Below are 16,645 nucleotides of genomic sequence, written 5' to 3'. Positions count from 1 at the left end.
TTGGCTACCATGAAAGATGTCGCCCGCATGGCGGGCGTCTCCACCTCTACCGTCTCGCACGTTATCAACAACAACCGCTTTGTCAGCGAAGCGGTGCGCGAGAAGGTCGATCGGGCGATCAGCACGCTGAACTACGCGCCTTCGGCGCTGGCGCGCAGCCTCAAGCTTAACCAGACGCACACCATCGGCATGCTGTTGACGACCAGCAGCAACCCCTTTTACGCCGAAGTGGTGCGCGGCGTCGAAGACAGCTGTTACGAGCGCGGCTACAGCCTGATCCTCTGCAATACGGCAGGCGACGAAGAGCGCATGAACCGCAGTCTGGAAACGCTGCTGCAAAAGCGCGTCGACGGCCTGCTGATCATGTGCACCGAAAGTCATCTGCCCTCGGCAGCCATCCTTAATCGCTATCCTTCTATTCCTGCCGTGATGATGGACTGGGCGCCGTTTGAAGGGCGCGGCGATATTATTCAGGACAATGCGCTGCTGGGCGGCGAGCTGGCGACGCAGCACCTGATTGACCGCGGCTATACCCGCATCGCCTGCATTTCCGGCCCGCTGGATAAAACTCCCGGACGTATGCGTCTGCAGGGCTACTACCATGCGATGGAGAAAAACGGGCTGGCGATTCCGCCCGGCTATGTGATTAACAGCGATTTCGAGTTTCAGGGCGGCTACAGCGCCATGAAAGCGCTGCTGGCGCTGGCGTCGCCGCCACAGGCGGTATTCACCAGCAACGACGCGATGGCGGTCGGCGTTTATCACGCGCTGTTTGAGGCTGGATTGCGTATTCCGCAGGATATGGCGGTGATGGGATATGACGATATCGAGCTGGCGCGCTATCTGACGCCGCCGCTGACGACGATTCATCAGCCGAAAGATGAGCTGGGCCAGCTGGCGATCGATACCTTAATCCATCGCCTGAACGATCCCGACGCCAGCCAGCAAACGCTGGTGCTGACGCCGGAACTGGTGATACGCGCCTCGACTTAAGCGCTTTTCTTCTTTTTATCGCGATTGGTGATCAGGTGACGGCCGTCGCCCGGCCGCAGCAGCGCAAAGGTAAAGGCCGAAATCACCGTGACGATGCCCATCGTCAGGAAGGTGGCATGGAACTGCTCGACGGTGCCGGTTTCGAACTCTTGATAAAAGCGCAGCACCGCCGCGCTTACCGCGACGCCAAAGCTGATCGACAGCTGCTGCGTCACCGCCAGCACGCTGTTTCCGCCGCTGGCGTTCTCATCATTCAGGTCGGCCAGCGTAATGGTGTTCATTGCGGTGAACTGCGTTGACATCGACATACCGAGAATAAACAGCGGCAGCAGCAGCAGCACAAAACTTTCAGACGGCGACTGTAGCGCGAAGCTGGCGATTAGAATGCCAATAATAATGGTGATGCCGACCAGCGTGCGGCGATAGCCAAACAGGCGCAGCACCTGCGTCACCGTGGATTTCGCCAGAATCGAGCCGATAGCCGTCGGCGCCATCATGCAGCCTGCCAGCACCGCCGAGAAGCCAAATCCCACCTGTAGCATCAGCGGCATAAGAAAAGGCACGCAGCCGGTACCGAGGCGCGAAGCGATATTGCCGATAATGCCGACCGAGAAGGTGCGCGTTTTAAACATCGGCAGGCTGATGAGGGGAGCAGGATGGCGGCGCGCATGCACAATATAAAGCAGCAGCAGTATGACGCCGGCGACCAGCACGCCGGAAGCGAGCCAGGCGGAGACGATACGCTCGCCAAACAGTTCAATGCCGATCGAGAGCAGCACCAGCCCGGCACCGAATAGCAGAAAACCAAAGAAATCGAAGCGACGCTTAGGCAGGGTGAAGTCCGGCATATATTTGCGCGCATAGAAAATGCCAAGAACGCCGACGGGAATATTGATCAGGAATATCCAGTGCCAGCTCGCATAGGTGACCAGCAAGCCGCCCAGCAGCGGTCCCAGTATCGGGCCGACCAGACCGGGCATGGTGACGAAGTTCAGTACCGGCAGGAGTTCGCTACGCGGATAGGCGCGCAGCAACGCCAGACGCGCTACCGGCATCATCATCGCCCCGCCTACGCCCTGAACGATGCGCGAGATCACCAGCATCGTCAGCGATTGCGATAAGGCGCAGGCCAGCGATCCAAAGGTAAAGAGCGACACGGCGATAATAAAGACTTTGCGCGTGCCGAAGCGATCGGCAAGCCAGCCGCTCACGGGAATTAACATCGCGACGGTAAGGGTGTAGCTGATAACGGCGGACTGCATGGCCAGAGGAGAGCGGTCGAGGCTGGTTGCGATAGCGGGTAGCGCAGTGTTGAGAATAGTGGCATCCAGTGCCTGCATAAAAAACGCCATGGCGGCTATCCATGGCAGACCGGCCATACTGCGCGCGGATCGTATCATCGAAAATCCTTCTATATAGGTGTCAGTAGCTGGCAAGAAACCGAAGTGACAGCATAGCATCGGCGTAAAAGGGCTGGTTGGCAATTTTCCACGGCGGAAGGCTGTTTCTGTGCGCTTTTTCGCCCGGAAATGTCTGCTTTTAACCCGTTCGATTAAAAAAAAGGCATCCGGCAATTATTTTCAAAGAAATGCTTGTCAGCCCGGAAGAACTCCCTATAATGCGCCTCCACTGACACGGCACAACGGCTTACGGAATGCGGTGTTCAGGAGATTCGGTTCGCTGAGTCGCCGGATAAAATCCCTGAAAAAAGGGGTTGACTCCGAAGGAGAGTCGCGTAATATACGCCACCTCGCAGCAGCAGGCTGAGCCGCTGACTGCACCGCTCTTTAACAATTTATCAGACAATCTGTGTGGGCACTCGAGAGCAGATATCAAAGCCTTCGGGCTTAAAAAATATCAAGCCTCACGAGTGGACACATAATGACATTCATTATGACGTTTTACAGATGAGCACCGCTTAACTGGTTTAAGCAAATCAAACTTAAATTGAAGAGTTTGATCATGGCTCAGATTGAACGCTGGCGGCAGGCCTAACACATGCAAGTCGAACGGCAGCACAGAAGAGCTTGCTCTTTGGGTGGCGAGTGGCGGACGGGTGAGTAATGTCTGGGAAACTGCCCGATGGAGGGGGATAACTACTGGAAACGGTAGCTAATACCGCATAACGTCGCAAGACCAAAGTGGGGGACCTTCGGGCCTCACACCATCGGATGTGCCCAGATGGGATTAGCTAGTAGGTGGGGTAACGGCTCACCTAGGCGACGATCCCTAGCTGGTCTGAGAGGATGACCAGCCACACTGGAACTGAGACACGGTCCAGACTCCTACGGGAGGCAGCAGTGGGGAATATTGCACAATGGGCGCAAGCCTGATGCAGCCATGCCGCGTGTATGAAGAAGGCCTTCGGGTTGTAAAGTACTTTCAGCGGGGAGGAAGGCGATGTGGTTAATAACCGCGTCGATTGACGTTACCCGCAGAAGAAGCACCGGCTAACTCCGTGCCAGCAGCCGCGGTAATACGGAGGGTGCAAGCGTTAATCGGAATTACTGGGCGTAAAGCGCACGCAGGCGGTCTGTCAAGTCGGATGTGAAATCCCCGGGCTTAACCTGGGAACTGCATTCGAAACTGGCAGGCTAGAGTCTTGTAGAGGGGGGTAGAATTCCAGGTGTAGCGGTGAAATGCGTAGAGATCTGGAGGAATACCGGTGGCGAAGGCGGCCCCCTGGACAAAGACTGACGCTCAGGTGCGAAAGCGTGGGGAGCAAACAGGATTAGATACCCTGGTAGTCCACGCCGTAAACGATGTCGACTTGGAGGCTGTTCCCCTGAGGAGTGGCTTCCGGAGCTAACGCGTTAAGTCGACCGCCTGGGGAGTACGGCCGCAAGGTTAAAACTCAAATGAATTGACGGGGGCCCGCACAAGCGGTGGAGCATGTGGTTTAATTCGATGCAACGCGAAGAACCTTACCTACTCTTGACATCCAGAGAACTTTCCAGAGATGGATTGGTGCCTTCGGGAACTCTGAGACAGGTGCTGCATGGCTGTCGTCAGCTCGTGTTGTGAAATGTTGGGTTAAGTCCCGCAACGAGCGCAACCCTTATCCTTTGTTGCCAGCGATTCGGTCGGGAACTCAAAGGAGACTGCCGGTGATAAACCGGAGGAAGGTGGGGATGACGTCAAGTCATCATGGCCCTTACGAGTAGGGCTACACACGTGCTACAATGGCGCATACAAAGAGAAGCGACCTCGCGAGAGCAAGCGGACCTCATAAAGTGCGTCGTAGTCCGGATCGGAGTCTGCAACTCGACTCCGTGAAGTCGGAATCGCTAGTAATCGTGGATCAGAATGCCACGGTGAATACGTTCCCGGGCCTTGTACACACCGCCCGTCACACCATGGGAGTGGGTTGCAAAAGAAGTAGGTAGCTTAACCTTCGGGAGGGCGCTTACCACTTTGTGATTCATGACTGGGGTGAAGTCGTAACAAGGTAACCGTAGGGGAACCTGCGGTTGGATCACCTCCTTACCTGAAGATACTGCCTTTCGAAGTGCTCACACAGATTGTCTGATAGAAAGTATGAGCAAGGCGTCTTGCGAAGCAGACTATATGTCCCCTTCGTCTAGAGGCCCAGGACACCGCCCTTTCACGGCGGTAACAGGGGTTCGAATCCCCTAGGGGACGCCACTTGCTGGTTTGTGAGTGAAAGTCGCCGACCCTCCTATCTTAAAGATGACTTACGAGTCATGTTTAAGATATTTGCTCTTTAACAATCCGGAACAAGCTGAAAATTGAAACGACATGTCGCGTTCATTCTCCGTAATAAGAATGAAGAAGCGATATGTTCGAGTCTCTCAATTAATCACATCCGCGACGTCGCAAGACGCCTGTGGGTTGTGAGGTTAAGCGACTAAGCGTACACGGTGGATGCCCTGGCAGTCAGAGGCGATGAAGGACGTGCTAATCTGCGAAAAGCGCCGGCAAGGTGATATGAACCGCAACAGCCGGCGATGTCCGAATGGGGAAACCCAGTGTGTTTCGACACACTATCGCAACATGAATACATAGTGTTGCGAGGCGAACCGGGGGAACTGAAACATCTAAGTACCCCGAGGAAAAGAAATCAACCGAGATTCCCCCAGTAGCGGCGAGCGAACGGGGAGCAGCCCAGAGCCTGAATCAGCTTGTGTGTTAGTGGAAGCGTCTGGAAAGTCGCAGGGTACAGGGTGACACTCCCGTACACGAAAACACACAGGCTGTGAGCTCGATGAGTAGGGCGGGACACGTGGTATCCTGTCTGAATATGGGGGGACCATCCTCCAAGGCTAAATACTCCTGACTGACCGATAGTGAACCAGTACCGTGAGGGAAAGGCGAAAAGAACCCCGGCGAGGGGAGTGAAACAGAACCTGAAACCGTGTACGTACAAGCAGTGGGAGCCTCTTTTATGGGGTGACTGCGTACCTTTTGTATAATGGGTCAGCGACTTATATTGTGTAGCAAGGTTAACCGTATAGGGGAGCCGCAGGGAAACCGAGTCTTAACTGGGCGTTAAGTTGCAGGGTATAGACCCGAAACCCGGTGATCTAGCCATGGGCAGGTTGAAGGTTGGGTAACACTAACTGGAGGACCGAACCGACTAATGTTGAAAAATTAGCGGATGACCTGTGGCTGGGGGTGAAAGGCCAATCAAACCGGGAGATAGCTGGTTCTCCCCGAAAGCTATTTAGGTAGCGCCTCGTGAACTCATCTCCGGGGGTAGAGCACTGTTTCGGCTAGGGGGCCATCCCGGCTTACCAACCCGATGCAAACTGCGAATACCGGAGAATGTTATCACGGGAGACACACGGCGGGTGCTAACGTCCGTCGTGAAGAGGGAAACAACCCAGACCGCCAGCTAAGGTCCCAAAGTCATGGTTAAGTGGGAAACGATGTGGGAAGGCCCAGACAGCCAGGATGTTGGCTTAGAAGCAGCCATCATTTAAAGAAAGCGTAATAGCTCACTGGTCGAGTCGGCCTGCGCGGAAGATGTAACGGGGCTAAACCATGCACCGAAGCTGCGGCAGCGACGCGCAAGCGTTGTTGGGTAGGGGAGCGTTCTGTAAGCCGTCGAAGGTGTGCTGTGAGGCATGCTGGAGGTATCAGAAGTGCGAATGCTGACATAAGTAACGATAAAGCGGGTGAAAAGCCCGCTCGCCGGAAGACCAAGGGTTCCTGTCCAACGTTAATCGGGGCAGGGTGAGTCGACCCCTAAGGCGAGGCCGAAAGGCGTAGTCGATGGGAAACAGGTTAATATTCCTGTACTTGGTGTTGCTGCGAAGGGGGGACGGAGAAGGCTATGTTGGCCGGGCGACGGTTGTCCCGGTTTAAGCGTGTAGGCTGAGCATCCAGGCAAATCCGGATGCTTAAGGCTGAGGCGTGACGACGAGGCACTACGGTGCTGAAGCAACAAATGCCCTGCTTCCAGGAAAAGCCTCTAAGCTCCAGGCAACACGAAATCGTACCCCAAACCGACACAGGTGGTCAGGTAGAGAATACCAAGGCGCTTGAGAGAACTCGGGTGAAGGAACTAGGCAAAATGGTGCCGTAACTTCGGGAGAAGGCACGCTGGCGCGTAGGTGAAGGGACTTGCTCCCGGAGCCGAGGCCAGTCGAAGATACCAGCTGGCTGCAACTGTTTATTAAAAACACAGCACTGTGCAAACACGAAAGTGGACGTATACGGTGTGACGCCTGCCCGGTGCCGGAAGGTTAATTGATGGGGTTATCCGCAAGGAGAAGCTCTTGATCGAAGCCCCGGTAAACGGCGGCCGTAACTATAACGGTCCTAAGGTAGCGAAATTCCTTGTCGGGTAAGTTCCGACCTGCACGAATGGCGTAATGATGGCCAGGCTGTCTCCACCCGAGACTCAGTGAAATTGAAATCGCTGTGAAGATGCAGTGTACCCGCGGCAAGACGGAAAGACCCCGTGAACCTTTACTACAGCTTGACACTGAACACTGGTCCTTGATGTGTAGGATAGGTGGGAGGCTTTGAAGCGTGGACGCCAGTCTGCGTGGAGCCGCCCTTGAAATACCACCCTTTAATGGCTGGTGTTCTAACGTAGGCCCGTTACCCGGGCTGCGGACAGTGTCTGGTGGGTAGTTTGACTGGGGCGGTCTCCTCCCAAAGCGTAACGGAGGAGCACGAAGGTTGGCTAATCCTGGTCGGACATCAGGAGGTTAGTGCAATGGCATAAGCCAGCTTGACTGCGAGAGTGACGGCTCGAGCAGGTGCGAAAGCAGGTCATAGTGATCCGGTGGTTCTGAATGGAAGGGCCATCGCTCAACGGATAAAAGGTACTCCGGGGATAACAGGCTGATACCGCCCAAGAGTTCATATCGACGGCGGTGTTTGGCACCTCGATGTCGGCTCATCACATCCTGGGGCTGAAGTAGGTCCCAAGGGTACGGCTGTTCGCCGTTTAAAGTGGTACGCGAGCTGGGTTTAGAACGTCGTGAGACAGTTCGGTCCCTATCTGCCGTGGGCGCTGGAAAACTGAGGGGGGTTGCTCCTAGTACGAGAGGACCGGAGTGAACGCACCGCTGGTGTTCGGGTTGTCATGCCAATGGCACTGCCCGGTAGCTAAGTGCGGAAGAGATAAGTGCTGAAAGCATCTAAGCACGAAACTTGCCCCGAGATGAGTTTTCCCTGAGCACTTGATGCTCCTGAAGGGACGTTGAAGACGACGACGTTGATAGGCCGGGTGTGTAAGCGCAGCGATGCGTTGAGCTAACCGGTACTAATGACCCGTGAGGCTTAACCTTACAACGCCAGAGGCGTTTTGCGAGACGCGAAGATTTTCAGCTTGTACCGGATAATTCTGCGCGGCCTGCGGGCGGCGCAGAGACAGAATTTGCCTGGCGGCCTTAGCGCGGCGGTCCCACCTGACCCCATGCCGAACTCAGAAGTGAAACGCCGTAGCGCCGATGGTAGTGTGGGGTCTCCCCATGCGAGAGTAGGGAACTGCCAGGCATCCAACTGCGATAACCCTGACCTCACGGTCAGGGTTTTTTGCATTTTAAGACCAGAAAAACGCGCTGAAAGATCTCTCCTTCAGCACGTCGGATAGCATTACGCTCTGCCTAACCACCTGGCGATAAAGGCGGTAATCTCGTCGGGACGATTGAGATCCAGCAAGGGCACATCTGTGTCAAAGCGGCTATCGCTGGCGACAGCGATAACGTGCTCGTCCAGCAGCGGCAAATCCTCGCCTTTTACGCCGGCGCGCCACAGAATAATTTTCGGCACCGGCTCATCTTTGAACCCTTCCACCAGCACCATATCCAGCAGCGTCGCATCCATACGGCTGACCAGATAGCGCAGATCGAGCCTGGCGTCCGGCGTCTCGCACATCAGCGCCCAGCGCTGCGAACTGGCGACAATAACCTGATCAGCACCCGCTTTTCGCAGCAGATAACTGTCTTTTCCCGGCGTATCGATCTCCATCTGATGATGCGTATGCTTGATCAATCCAGGCCGAATACCCTGTGCTTTCAGCAGCGGGATCACCTGTTGCAAAAGCGTGGTTTTCCCGGTGCCGCTCCAGGCGGCGATAGCCAGTAACGGCAGCGTCATAGCGCGTTATCCTCAAGATCCTCAGGCGTATTCACATTGCGAAACGCGGCGTCATCCTGACTTATCGTCACCGCATGGCCGCCCTGTTCGCGTAAAAACTGCATCAGGCGTCGCTCCCCGCGCTGCAGATAATCAGCCAGCGGCTCCGCCAGGCTGCGATGCAACAGCGCCAGCGCGGGATGATCGCGCTCGGCCGAGCGCGCCCACACGGCCGGCGCCTCTGCTCTGTGTCGTTCCAGCTGCTCTACGTAATCCGCGGGTACGAAGGGCGTGTCGCAGGAACAAAAGGCGACCCATTCCGTTTGCGCGGCTTGCAGGCCGCTCAACATGCCCGCCAGCGGCCCCGGATAGTCAGGCAAGGTATCAGAGATCACCCTACAGCCGCTCGACTGATAGCGATCAAGGTTCCGGTTGGCGCTTATCATGACAATGTCGACTTGCGGCCTGAGCCGTTGAAGAACATGCTGATAAAGCGGGATGCCGCGAAACAGCACCAGCCCTTTATCCTGACCGCCCATGCGACGACCCTGTCCGCCGGCCAGAATAACGCCGGTTAATGCTGTCATGCCGATACTCCTGTTTGAAGGCTTATAACAAAGCTGTGATGAGGACAAATAGATGAAATACCATCGCCTGAATGAATTGCTTGAGCTGCTGCGTCCTGCGTGGCAACAGGAGCCTGACCTTAATCTGACGCAGTTTTTACAAAAACTGGCGCAGGAATCGGGTTTCAGTGGCCCATTAAGTGAATTAACCGATGACGTATTGATTTACCATCTAAAAATGCGCAATGCCGATAAGTATGCGGAAATTCCCGGCCGACAAAAAGATTATGAAACGGATTTTAAAACTGCGCTGCTGCGCGCGCGCGGTGTGATTAAGGATGATAACTAATGCTATGCTTGGCGGCTTCGAGTAAAGACTGTAACGGATAATCCTATGGATGCCGCTTTTAATTTCCAGACGCTTGATCCTGACGCCATCCTCGATGCGCTATGGGAAACCGGACTTCGGGTTGAGTCTGGATTAACCGCGCTTAACAGCTATGAAAACCGCGTCTATCAGTTCAGTGATGAAGACCGTCATCGCTACGTGGTGAAGTTTTATCGGCCGCAGCGCTGGAGCGCGGCGCAGATTGAAGAAGAACATAGCTTCACGCGCGATCTGCAGATGGATGAGGTGCCGGTTGCCGCGCCTCTGATCCTGCAGGGAAAAACGCTGCATACCCATGCTGGCTTCATGTTTACCGTGTTTCCCAGCCTTGGCGGTCGTCAGTATGAAACCGACAATGATGAGCATCTGGAGTGGGTCGGCCGCTTTCTCGGGCGCATACACCAGACCGGGCGCAAGCAGCGCTTTGAACACCGTCCCACCATGGACCTAGAGGAGTATCTGCATCAGCCGCGCGCCGAACTGGCGAGCAATGCCCTGGTGCCCGCTTCCCTGAAGCCAGCGCTGCTGCAGGCCGTAGATAAGCTTGGCGTCGCCTTACAGCAGCGCTGGCATCATAGCTGGCAGCCGCTGCGTCTCCATGGCGATTGTCATCCTGGCAATATTCTGTGGCGCGATGGGCCGTTCTTCGTCGATCTCGACGATGCGCGTAACGGGCCGGCGGTGCAGGATCTCTGGATGCTGATCAACGGCGATCGGCAGGAGCAGCGCATCCAGTGGGATATCCTGCTCGAGGCTTATACTGAGTTCAGCGATTTTGATATTAATGAATTGTCACTGATTGAGCCTTTACGCGCCATGCGCATGGTTTATTATCTGGCCTGGGTTGCGCGCCGCTGGCAGGATCCGGCCTTTCCCCGTGCGTTTCCATGGATGACGGACGAGGATTTCTGGCGCAGACAGATTTCGCAATTTACCGAGCAGGAGAAGCTGTTGCAGGAACCGCCGCTGCAGCTGACCCCGCAATTTTAAATAGAGAAGTCAGGAGAATTTTTCACAATGAAGAAAATTTGGTTTGCACTGGTTGGTTTAGTGCTGGCGTTCAGCGCCTCTGCTGCCCAGTTTACCGATGGTCAGCAATACGTCAGCCTGCCGAAACCCGTCGCTGGCGAACCGCAGGTGCTGGAGTTCTTCTCCTTCTTTTGCCCGCACTGCTATCAGTTCGAGCGTATTTACCACGTCGGCGAGGCCGTGAGAAAGAATCTGCCTGCTGACACCAAAGTGGTTAAATATCACGTCGACTTTTTGGGCGGGGATTTCGGTCCGGTGGTGACGCATGCGTGGGCGGTGGCAATGGCGCTGGGCGTCGAGGATAAAGTCACGGCGCCGATCTTTGACGGCATTCAGAAAACCCAGACTATTACCGATGCCGACAGCCTGAAAGCCGCCTTTATTAACGCGGCGGGCATCTCATCTCAGGAATATGACGCCGCCTGGAACAGCTTTGCCGTGAAAGCGCTGGTTGCGCAGCAGCAAAAAGCCGCTTCGGATGTCGATCTGCGCGGCGTGCCGGCGATGTTCGTCAACGGCAAATATATGGTTAACAATGGCGGTCTCGACACCAGCTCCATGGATAACTTCGTCGCGGAATATGCCAACGTGGTGAAATTCCTGGTTAGCCAGAAATAACAAACGCGTATTACGTCTGAAAACGCCGACAGTGTCGGCGTTTTTTTATGATTAAAATTATTTAGCAAAATAGTTCATTTGCATCCATTCCAATTTAATATCCACATAAGCCACTGCCTGTGCAGAAAGGCACACCATGTCACGGTAATAACATAAAAAATTGATTTTAAATGAATTTATAAATCAATGCGGCATTTTATACCGCTAGCCGTAATACGTTATGATTTTTGCGCACAAAGTTATCCACAGAAAGATCCTTGCGATCCGCACCGTAAAAACGCGAAAAAATCGTAGCATGGGCGGCCTGCGTTCAACATTCTGCTCAAGCTGTGGCATCCTTATAGTCCAATCCATGGCAACGAAGATTACACCGACTTATGGCGCAAATTGCAGAAAATCCCCTGATTCTGGTTGATGGCTCATCCTACCTTTACCGCGCTTATCATGCGTTTCCGCCGCTCACCAACAGCGCAGGCGAGCCTACTGGCGCCATGTATGGCGTGCTCAACATGTTGAAAAGTCTGCTGGCGCAATATAATCCAAGCCACGTTGCCGTGGTATTTGACGCCAAGGGCAAAACCTTCAGGGATGAGCTGTTCGAGCACTACAAGTCGCATCGCCCGCCGATGCCGGACGATCTGCGCGCGCAAACCGCCCCGTTGCACGAGATGGTGAAGGCGATGGGCCTGCCGCTGCTGGCGGTAAGCGGGGTCGAGGCGGACGACGTGATCGGTACGCTGGCGCTGCAGGCGGAGAAAGAGGGCCGTCCCGTGCTGATCAGCACCGGCGATAAAGATATGGCGCAGCTGGTAACGCCCAATATCACCCTGATCAACACCATGACCAATACCATCCTCGGCCCTGAAGAGGTCGAGCAAAAGTATGGCGTGCCGCCAGCGCTGATCATCGACTTTCTGGCGATGATGGGCGACAGCTCGGATAACATTCCAGGCGTGCCGGGCGTGGGCGAAAAAACTGCGCAGGCGCTGCTGCAGGGATTAGGCGGCATGCGGTCGATTTATGAAAATCTGGACAAGGTCGCGGAGCTCTCTTTCCGTGGCGCGAAAACCATGGCGGCCAAACTGGAGCAGAATCGCGACGTCGCCTTTCTCTCTTATCAGCTGGCCACCATCAAAACCGACGTTGAGCTTGAACTCAGCTGCAGTGAACTGACGGTCGCCGAGCCGGACGTCGCCGCTCTGCAGGCGTTATTCAGCCGTTACGAATTCAAACGCTGGCTGGCCGATCTGCAGGACGGAAAATGGCTGCAGGGCAAAAAGAGCAATCTGAAAGCGCAGCAGGCGCTGCCGGATGAAGCGCCGGCTAAGCCGGAGGCGACCAGCGTGCTCGCCTCTGACGGTTACGTCACCATTCTCGATCAGGCGACGCTAGACGAATGGCTGGAGAAGCTGAAACAGAGCGATCTGTTTGCGTTTGATCTCGAAACCGACTCGCTTGATACGCTCAGCGCCAATATTGTCGGCATCGCGCTGGCCGTCGCGCCGGGCGAGGCTGCCTATCTGCCTGTCGGCCATGACTATCTTGATGCGCCGGATCAGCTCGATCGAAGCGAAGTGCTGGCGCAGCTTAAGCCGATTCTTGAAGATGACAATGCGCTGAAGGTGGGTCAGAACCTGAAGTATGACCGGGGCGTCCTGAAGAACTACGATATTGAGCTGGGCGGCATTAAGTTCGATACCATGCTGGAGTCCTACATCCTTAACAGCGTGGTGGGCAAACACGATATGGACAGCCTGTCGGCGCGCTGGCTGAACCATAAGACCGTGACTTTCGAAGAGATCGCCGGCAAAGGGAAAAACCAGCTGACGTTCAACCAAATCGCGCTGGAGCAGGCGGCGCACTACGCGGCGGAAGATGCCGACGTCACGCTCCAGCTGCATCTGAAAATGTGGGCGGAGCTGGAAAAAGAGGCGGGCCCGAAGCACGTCTTCGAAGAAATCGAAATGCCGCTGGTCACGGTGATCTCGCGCATCGAGCGTAACGGCGTGCTGATCGATCAGACCATTCTGGCGCAGCACTCCAAAGAGCTGACGCTCAGGCTGGCGGAGCTGGAGCAAAAGGCGCATGAGCTGGCGGGCGAGCCTTTTAATCTCTCGTCTACCAAGCAGCTGCAGACCATTCTGTTTGAAAAACAGGGCATCAAGCCGACCAAGAAAACGCCGGGCGGCGCGCCTTCTACCAGCGAAGAGGTGCTGGCGGAGCTGGCGCTCGATTATCCGCTGCCGAAAGTTATTCTGGAGCATCGCGGCCTGTCGAAGCTCAAGTCCACCTACACCGACAAGCTGCCGCAGATGATCAATCCGCTCACCGGCCGCGTCCATACCTCCTATCACCAGGCGGTAACCGCGACAGGGCGTCTCTCCTCTACCGATCCTAATCTGCAGAACATTCCGGTGCGCAATGACGAGGGCCGCCGCATCCGTCAGGCCTTTATCGCCGGGAAAGGCAACCGCATCGTCGCGGCGGACTACTCGCAGATCGAACTGCGCATTATGGCGCACCTGTCGCAGGATAAAGGCCTGCTGGACGCCTTCGCGCAGGGCGAAGATATCCACCGCGCCACCGCGGCGGAAGTCTTCGGCGTCGCGCTGGACAAAGTGAGCGGCGAACAGCGCCGCAGCGCAAAAGCGATTAACTTCGGCCTGATTTACGGCATGAGCGCGTTTGGTCTGTCGCGTCAGCTCAATATCGGCGCGGGCGAAGCGAAGCGCTATATGGATCTCTACTTTGAACGCTATCCCGGCGTGTTGCGTTATATGGAAAACACGCGCCAGCTGGCGGCCAGCAAGGGCTATGTCGAAACCCTGGACGGACGTCGCCTGTGGCTGCCGGACATCAACTCCAGCAACGCTATTCGCCGTAAAGCGGCTGAACGTGCGGCTATCAACGCGCCGATGCAGGGCACGGCGGCGGATATCATCAAGCGTGCAATGATTGCGGTGGACGACTGGCTGCAACAGCGCAACGACGGCGCCATCAGAATGATCATGCAGGTCCACGATGAACTGGTGTTTGAAGTGCAGGGCGATGAGGTTGAGTCCGCCAGCCAGCAGATCCGCGCGCTAATGGAAGGCAGCATGAAGCTGGACGTGCCGCTGCAGGTTGAGGTCGGCGTCGGCGAAAACTGGGATGAGGCGCACTGATTGAGATTGCTCAGGCTGGCGACGACGCTTTGTTGCCAGCCTGCTCAGGATATAAGAAAAAAGTCTGTTTAACCGATTCAGCGCAAGACAAAAGCAGGCGGTTTCTAACTGCTTCTCGGTTAAGCATTTTTTTAGTAATTAAACTACAGTCAGAGGCGATTTTTGTGACGAACACATGAAAAATCATGTCGTTTGATGAAAGCTAACTACAAAAAACCCTTTGTCCGTCAGAAAAAATCAGGTAAAGTTCGAGGCGTAGGGTACAGAGGTAAGATGTTCTATCTTTCAGACCTTTTACTTCACGTAATCGGATTTGGCTGAATATTAGCCGCCCCAGTCATTTTATGACTGGGGCGTTTTTTATTGGGTTTTTGCTAAACTTCGCGAGCCTGTTACGCCTCAGCGGAGTCGTCCTGCGCAGGCGCCAGTTCATTAAACCAGACGTCCAGTTTTTGACGCAGCTTGTCGACGCCCATCTTTTTCAGGGAGGAGAACATCTCCACCTGCACATCGCCCATAAAGGCCAGCGCCGCTTCGCGCACCATATTGAGCTGCGCTTTGCGCGCGCCGGAAGCGAGTTTATCCGCCTTGGTCAACAGCACCATCACCGGGATCCCGCTCTCTACCGCCCACTGAATCATCTGCTGGTCGAGATCTTTTAACGGATGACGAATATCCATCAATACCACCAGGCCTTTCAGCGCTTCGCGCTTTTGCAGATATTCGCCCAGCGCGCGCTGCCATTTGCGCTTCATCTCTTCCGGCACCTCGGCATAGCCGTAGCCGGGCAAATCCACCAGGCGTTTGCCTTCAGTGACCTCAAACAGGTTGATCAGCTGCGTGCGTCCGGGTGTTTTACTGGTGCGCGCCAGGCTTTTTTGATTGGTCAGCGTATTCAGCGCGCTGGATTTACCCGCGTTGGAACGCCCGGCGAAGGCGACCTCAATACCGGTGTCGGCTGGCAGATGGCGGATATCCGGGGCGCTGAGGATGAAATGGGTAACGTGATAATTCAGTGCAGACAAAGTTTAACTCCAGAGACGAATGCGGGCATTGGCGCTGATTATACGCGTTATGGCGCAAAAGTGCCCGACGGCATCGATCGGCTGGCTTTTGTAAGATATTAGCCATTAAAGCTGCCAGCGATTACTGTTTTTACTAAAAAATTTGAAAATTTAAAACCTTTATAATCATGTATTTGAAGGTTGTGAGGCGTTTAAATGCGCAAAAACGCCTGATGTCAGGTTGTGGGTTCCGCAGGTTGGTCTACATTATTGGGCAGTGCAAGGCAGCACCCATCAGGATGATGTGCTCAGGAGCGTCGGGACGACCGCGAGCAAAGGAAAGGAGACGGTCAGGGATAACAGGCCGGATAAGGACAAGGATTCGCTCAGGAGTTGAGCAGGCGCGGGATCGACCGGGACGTTGCGAGCCAAAAGGGATTAAAAATATGATTCCTTCTACGGAAGGTGCGAAATAAGGCGACAGCACAGGCTGTCGCCTTTTTTCTTTGTCCGCTTTCTGCTAGATTTCGCCGCAATTCTGTCCCCTCTGTTGTCAGACGAGCTTGAGAAGAGGATACGTACGTTAAGGTGCGCATCGCCGACAAAAAAGCAGCGTCAGGAGTGAGAGGGTTATACTGATACTGATTAAAAACAGTGAGACCTGACATCATGAAGCAACCTGTACGCGGCGCGCACGCTAAATCGGCAAGCAAAACAAAGCGCAAATCGCGCGAAGAACTTAACGAGGCCGCACGCGATCGCAAGCGTGATAAAAAGCATCGCGGCAACGCATCCGGCAGCCGCGCCAATCCTGCTGCCAGCGCGGGAAAATCTGCTCAGGGCAATAAAGCCAAAGATCCGCGCATCGGCAGCAAAAAGCCGATCCCGCTGGTGGCGGATGGCGCAACCGCGAGCGCGCCGGTAAAAAAAGCGGCGAAACCCGTCGCGAAAAAAGTGCGTCTCAGCCCGGAAGAGGAGCTGGCGCAGCTGGAGAACAGCGAGCGTCTCGACGCGCTGCTGGATCGCATGGAGAACGGCGACACGCTGTCGGCGGAAGAGCAGGCCTGGCTGGATGAAACCCTGGACCGCATCGATGAACTGATGGAACAGCTCGGCATCGACATGGATGATGAAGCGGAAGATGAGCAGGCCGAAGAAGATATGTATCGCCTGCTGAAAGGCAACTGAGTTTTTTGATCGGCATGCGCTCCGGCGCATGCCGCGCCAGACAGGTAAATCGTTATGTTTTGGCCTGGATCAATTTTAGCGCTGCTGCTGACGTGTTATCTCATCGGGTTATTGGCTAAACTACGCCGCCTGTCGCGTCTG

Annotated in this window: 11 protein-coding genes, 1 tRNA gene and 3 rRNA genes; 11 read left to right on the top strand and 4 right to left on the bottom strand. The window is 55.2% G+C overall.

All coding sequences use genetic code 11. The annotated features are described in order from the left end of the window. Complete coding sequence (gene rbsR / locus AC6I7Z_RS19340; RefSeq protein WP_497815362.1) at positions 1–993, top strand: ribose operon transcriptional repressor RbsR; 993 nt, start codon at positions 1–3, stop codon at positions 991–993. On the opposite strand, the gene mdtD is transcribed toward rbsR, so the two are convergent. Beyond that, positions 990–2,393 (bottom strand): multidrug transporter subunit MdtD, encoded by a 1,404-nt coding sequence (gene mdtD / locus AC6I7Z_RS19335; RefSeq protein ID WP_497815361.1) that lies wholly within the window; start codon positions 2,391–2,393, stop codon positions 990–992. The genes rbsR and mdtD overlap by 4 nt on opposite strands. 544 nt (positions 2,394–2,937) lie before the next feature. Here mdtD and AC6I7Z_RS19330 point away from each other — a divergent pair. The 4 genes from AC6I7Z_RS19330 (at position 2,938) to rrf (ending at position 7,965) form a co-directional block, all read left to right on the top strand. Next, positions 2,938–4,479, top strand: a 16S ribosomal RNA gene (locus tag AC6I7Z_RS19330). 83 nt (positions 4,480–4,562) lie between these two features. Continuing rightward, positions 4,563–4,638: transfer RNA gene (locus AC6I7Z_RS19325), tRNA-Glu, on the top strand. 213 nt (positions 4,639–4,851) lie between these two features. Beyond that, positions 4,852–7,757 (top strand): 23S ribosomal RNA (locus AC6I7Z_RS19320). A 92-nt stretch (positions 7,758–7,849) separates the two neighbouring features. Next, a 5S ribosomal RNA gene (gene rrf / locus AC6I7Z_RS19315) occupies positions 7,850–7,965 on the top strand. The 16S, 23S and 5S rRNA genes sit together here with 1 tRNA gene alongside, the layout of an rRNA operon. A gap of 99 nt (positions 7,966–8,064) precedes the next feature. Here rrf and mobB read toward each other — a convergent pair. Together mobB and mobA are read right to left on the bottom strand one after the other, a co-directional pair. Continuing rightward, positions 8,065–8,568, bottom strand: a complete 504-nt coding sequence (gene mobB, locus AC6I7Z_RS19310; RefSeq protein WP_497815360.1) for a molybdopterin-guanine dinucleotide biosynthesis protein MobB — start codon at positions 8,566–8,568, stop codon at positions 8,065–8,067. Beyond that, the gene (gene mobA, locus AC6I7Z_RS19305) at positions 8,565–9,134 is read right to left on the bottom strand and encodes a molybdenum cofactor guanylyltransferase MobA (protein WP_497815359.1); all 570 of its coding nucleotides are present in this window, start codon (positions 9,132–9,134) and stop codon (positions 8,565–8,567) included. Before mobA ends, mobB begins: the two co-directional genes overlap by 4 nt. 52 nt (positions 9,135–9,186) lie before the next feature. Between mobA and AC6I7Z_RS19300 the strand changes: the two genes are divergently transcribed. The 5 genes from AC6I7Z_RS19300 to spfP all read left to right on the top strand — a co-directional run bounded on the left by AC6I7Z_RS19300 (position 9,187) and on the right by spfP (position 14,633). Next, positions 9,187–9,462, top strand: a complete 276-nt coding sequence (locus tag AC6I7Z_RS19300) for a YihD family protein (protein WP_033754214.1) — start codon at positions 9,187–9,189, stop codon at positions 9,460–9,462. 45 nt (positions 9,463–9,507) lie between these two features. Continuing rightward, the gene (locus tag AC6I7Z_RS19295; RefSeq protein WP_497815358.1) at positions 9,508–10,491 is read left to right on the top strand and encodes a serine/threonine protein kinase; all 984 of its coding nucleotides are present in this window, start codon (positions 9,508–9,510) and stop codon (positions 10,489–10,491) included. A gap of 27 nt (positions 10,492–10,518) precedes the next feature. Continuing rightward, a complete protein-coding gene (gene dsbA / locus AC6I7Z_RS19290) occupies positions 10,519–11,148 on the top strand; it encodes a thiol:disulfide interchange protein DsbA (RefSeq protein ID WP_497815357.1) in 630 nt (209 codons plus the stop codon). A gap of 377 nt (positions 11,149–11,525) precedes the next feature. Continuing rightward, positions 11,526–14,312 (top strand): DNA polymerase I, encoded by a 2,787-nt coding sequence (gene polA, locus AC6I7Z_RS19285; protein ID WP_497815356.1) that lies wholly within the window; start codon positions 11,526–11,528, stop codon positions 14,310–14,312. Positions 14,313–14,585: 273 nt separating this feature from the next. Continuing rightward, positions 14,586–14,633 (top strand): small protein SpfP, encoded by a 48-nt coding sequence (gene spfP, locus AC6I7Z_RS19280; protein ID WP_071892919.1) that lies wholly within the window; start codon positions 14,586–14,588, stop codon positions 14,631–14,633. 71 nt (positions 14,634–14,704) lie between these two features. Here spfP and yihA read toward each other — a convergent pair whose 3' ends face one another. After that, on the bottom strand, positions 14,705–15,337 hold the full coding sequence (gene yihA / locus AC6I7Z_RS19275; RefSeq protein WP_033754226.1) for a ribosome biogenesis GTP-binding protein YihA/YsxC: 633 nt from the start codon (positions 15,335–15,337) through the stop codon (positions 14,705–14,707). Positions 15,338–15,985: 648 nt separating this feature from the next. On the opposite strand from yihA, the gene yihI reads away from it, so the two are divergent. After that, positions 15,986–16,504, top strand: a complete 519-nt coding sequence (gene yihI, locus AC6I7Z_RS19270; RefSeq protein WP_497815355.1) for a Der GTPase-activating protein YihI — start codon at positions 15,986–15,988, stop codon at positions 16,502–16,504. The last annotated feature ends 141 nt before the right edge of the window (positions 16,505–16,645 follow it).

The organism is Pantoea sp. X-Soil-MYKO-1289 (assembly GCF_059730625.1).
This window is presented reverse-complemented; position numbering and strand designations above follow the sequence as displayed.

Excerpts from the sequence above, each read along its gene's own strand:
- mdtD (WP_497815361.1), bottom strand. The coding sequence starts at position 2,393 with ATGATACGATCCGCGCGCAGTATGGCCGGTCTGCCATGGATAGCCGCC.
- mobB (WP_497815360.1), bottom strand. The coding sequence starts at position 8,568 with ATGACGCTGCCGTTACTGGCTATCGCCGCCTGGAGCGGCACCGGGAAA.
- mobA (WP_497815359.1), bottom strand. The coding sequence starts at position 9,134 with ATGACAGCATTAACCGGCGTTATTCTGGCCGGCGGACAGGGTCGTCGC.
- AC6I7Z_RS19300 (WP_033754214.1), top strand. The coding sequence starts at position 9,187 with ATGAAATACCATCGCCTGAATGAATTGCTTGAGCTGCTGCGTCCTGCG.
- AC6I7Z_RS19295 (WP_497815358.1), top strand. The coding sequence starts at position 9,508 with ATGGATGCCGCTTTTAATTTCCAGACGCTTGATCCTGACGCCATCCTC.
- dsbA (WP_497815357.1), top strand. The coding sequence starts at position 10,519 with ATGAAGAAAATTTGGTTTGCACTGGTTGGTTTAGTGCTGGCGTTCAGC.
- polA (WP_497815356.1), top strand. The coding sequence starts at position 11,526 with ATGGCGCAAATTGCAGAAAATCCCCTGATTCTGGTTGATGGCTCATCC.
- yihI (WP_497815355.1), top strand. The coding sequence starts at position 15,986 with ATGAAGCAACCTGTACGCGGCGCGCACGCTAAATCGGCAAGCAAAACA.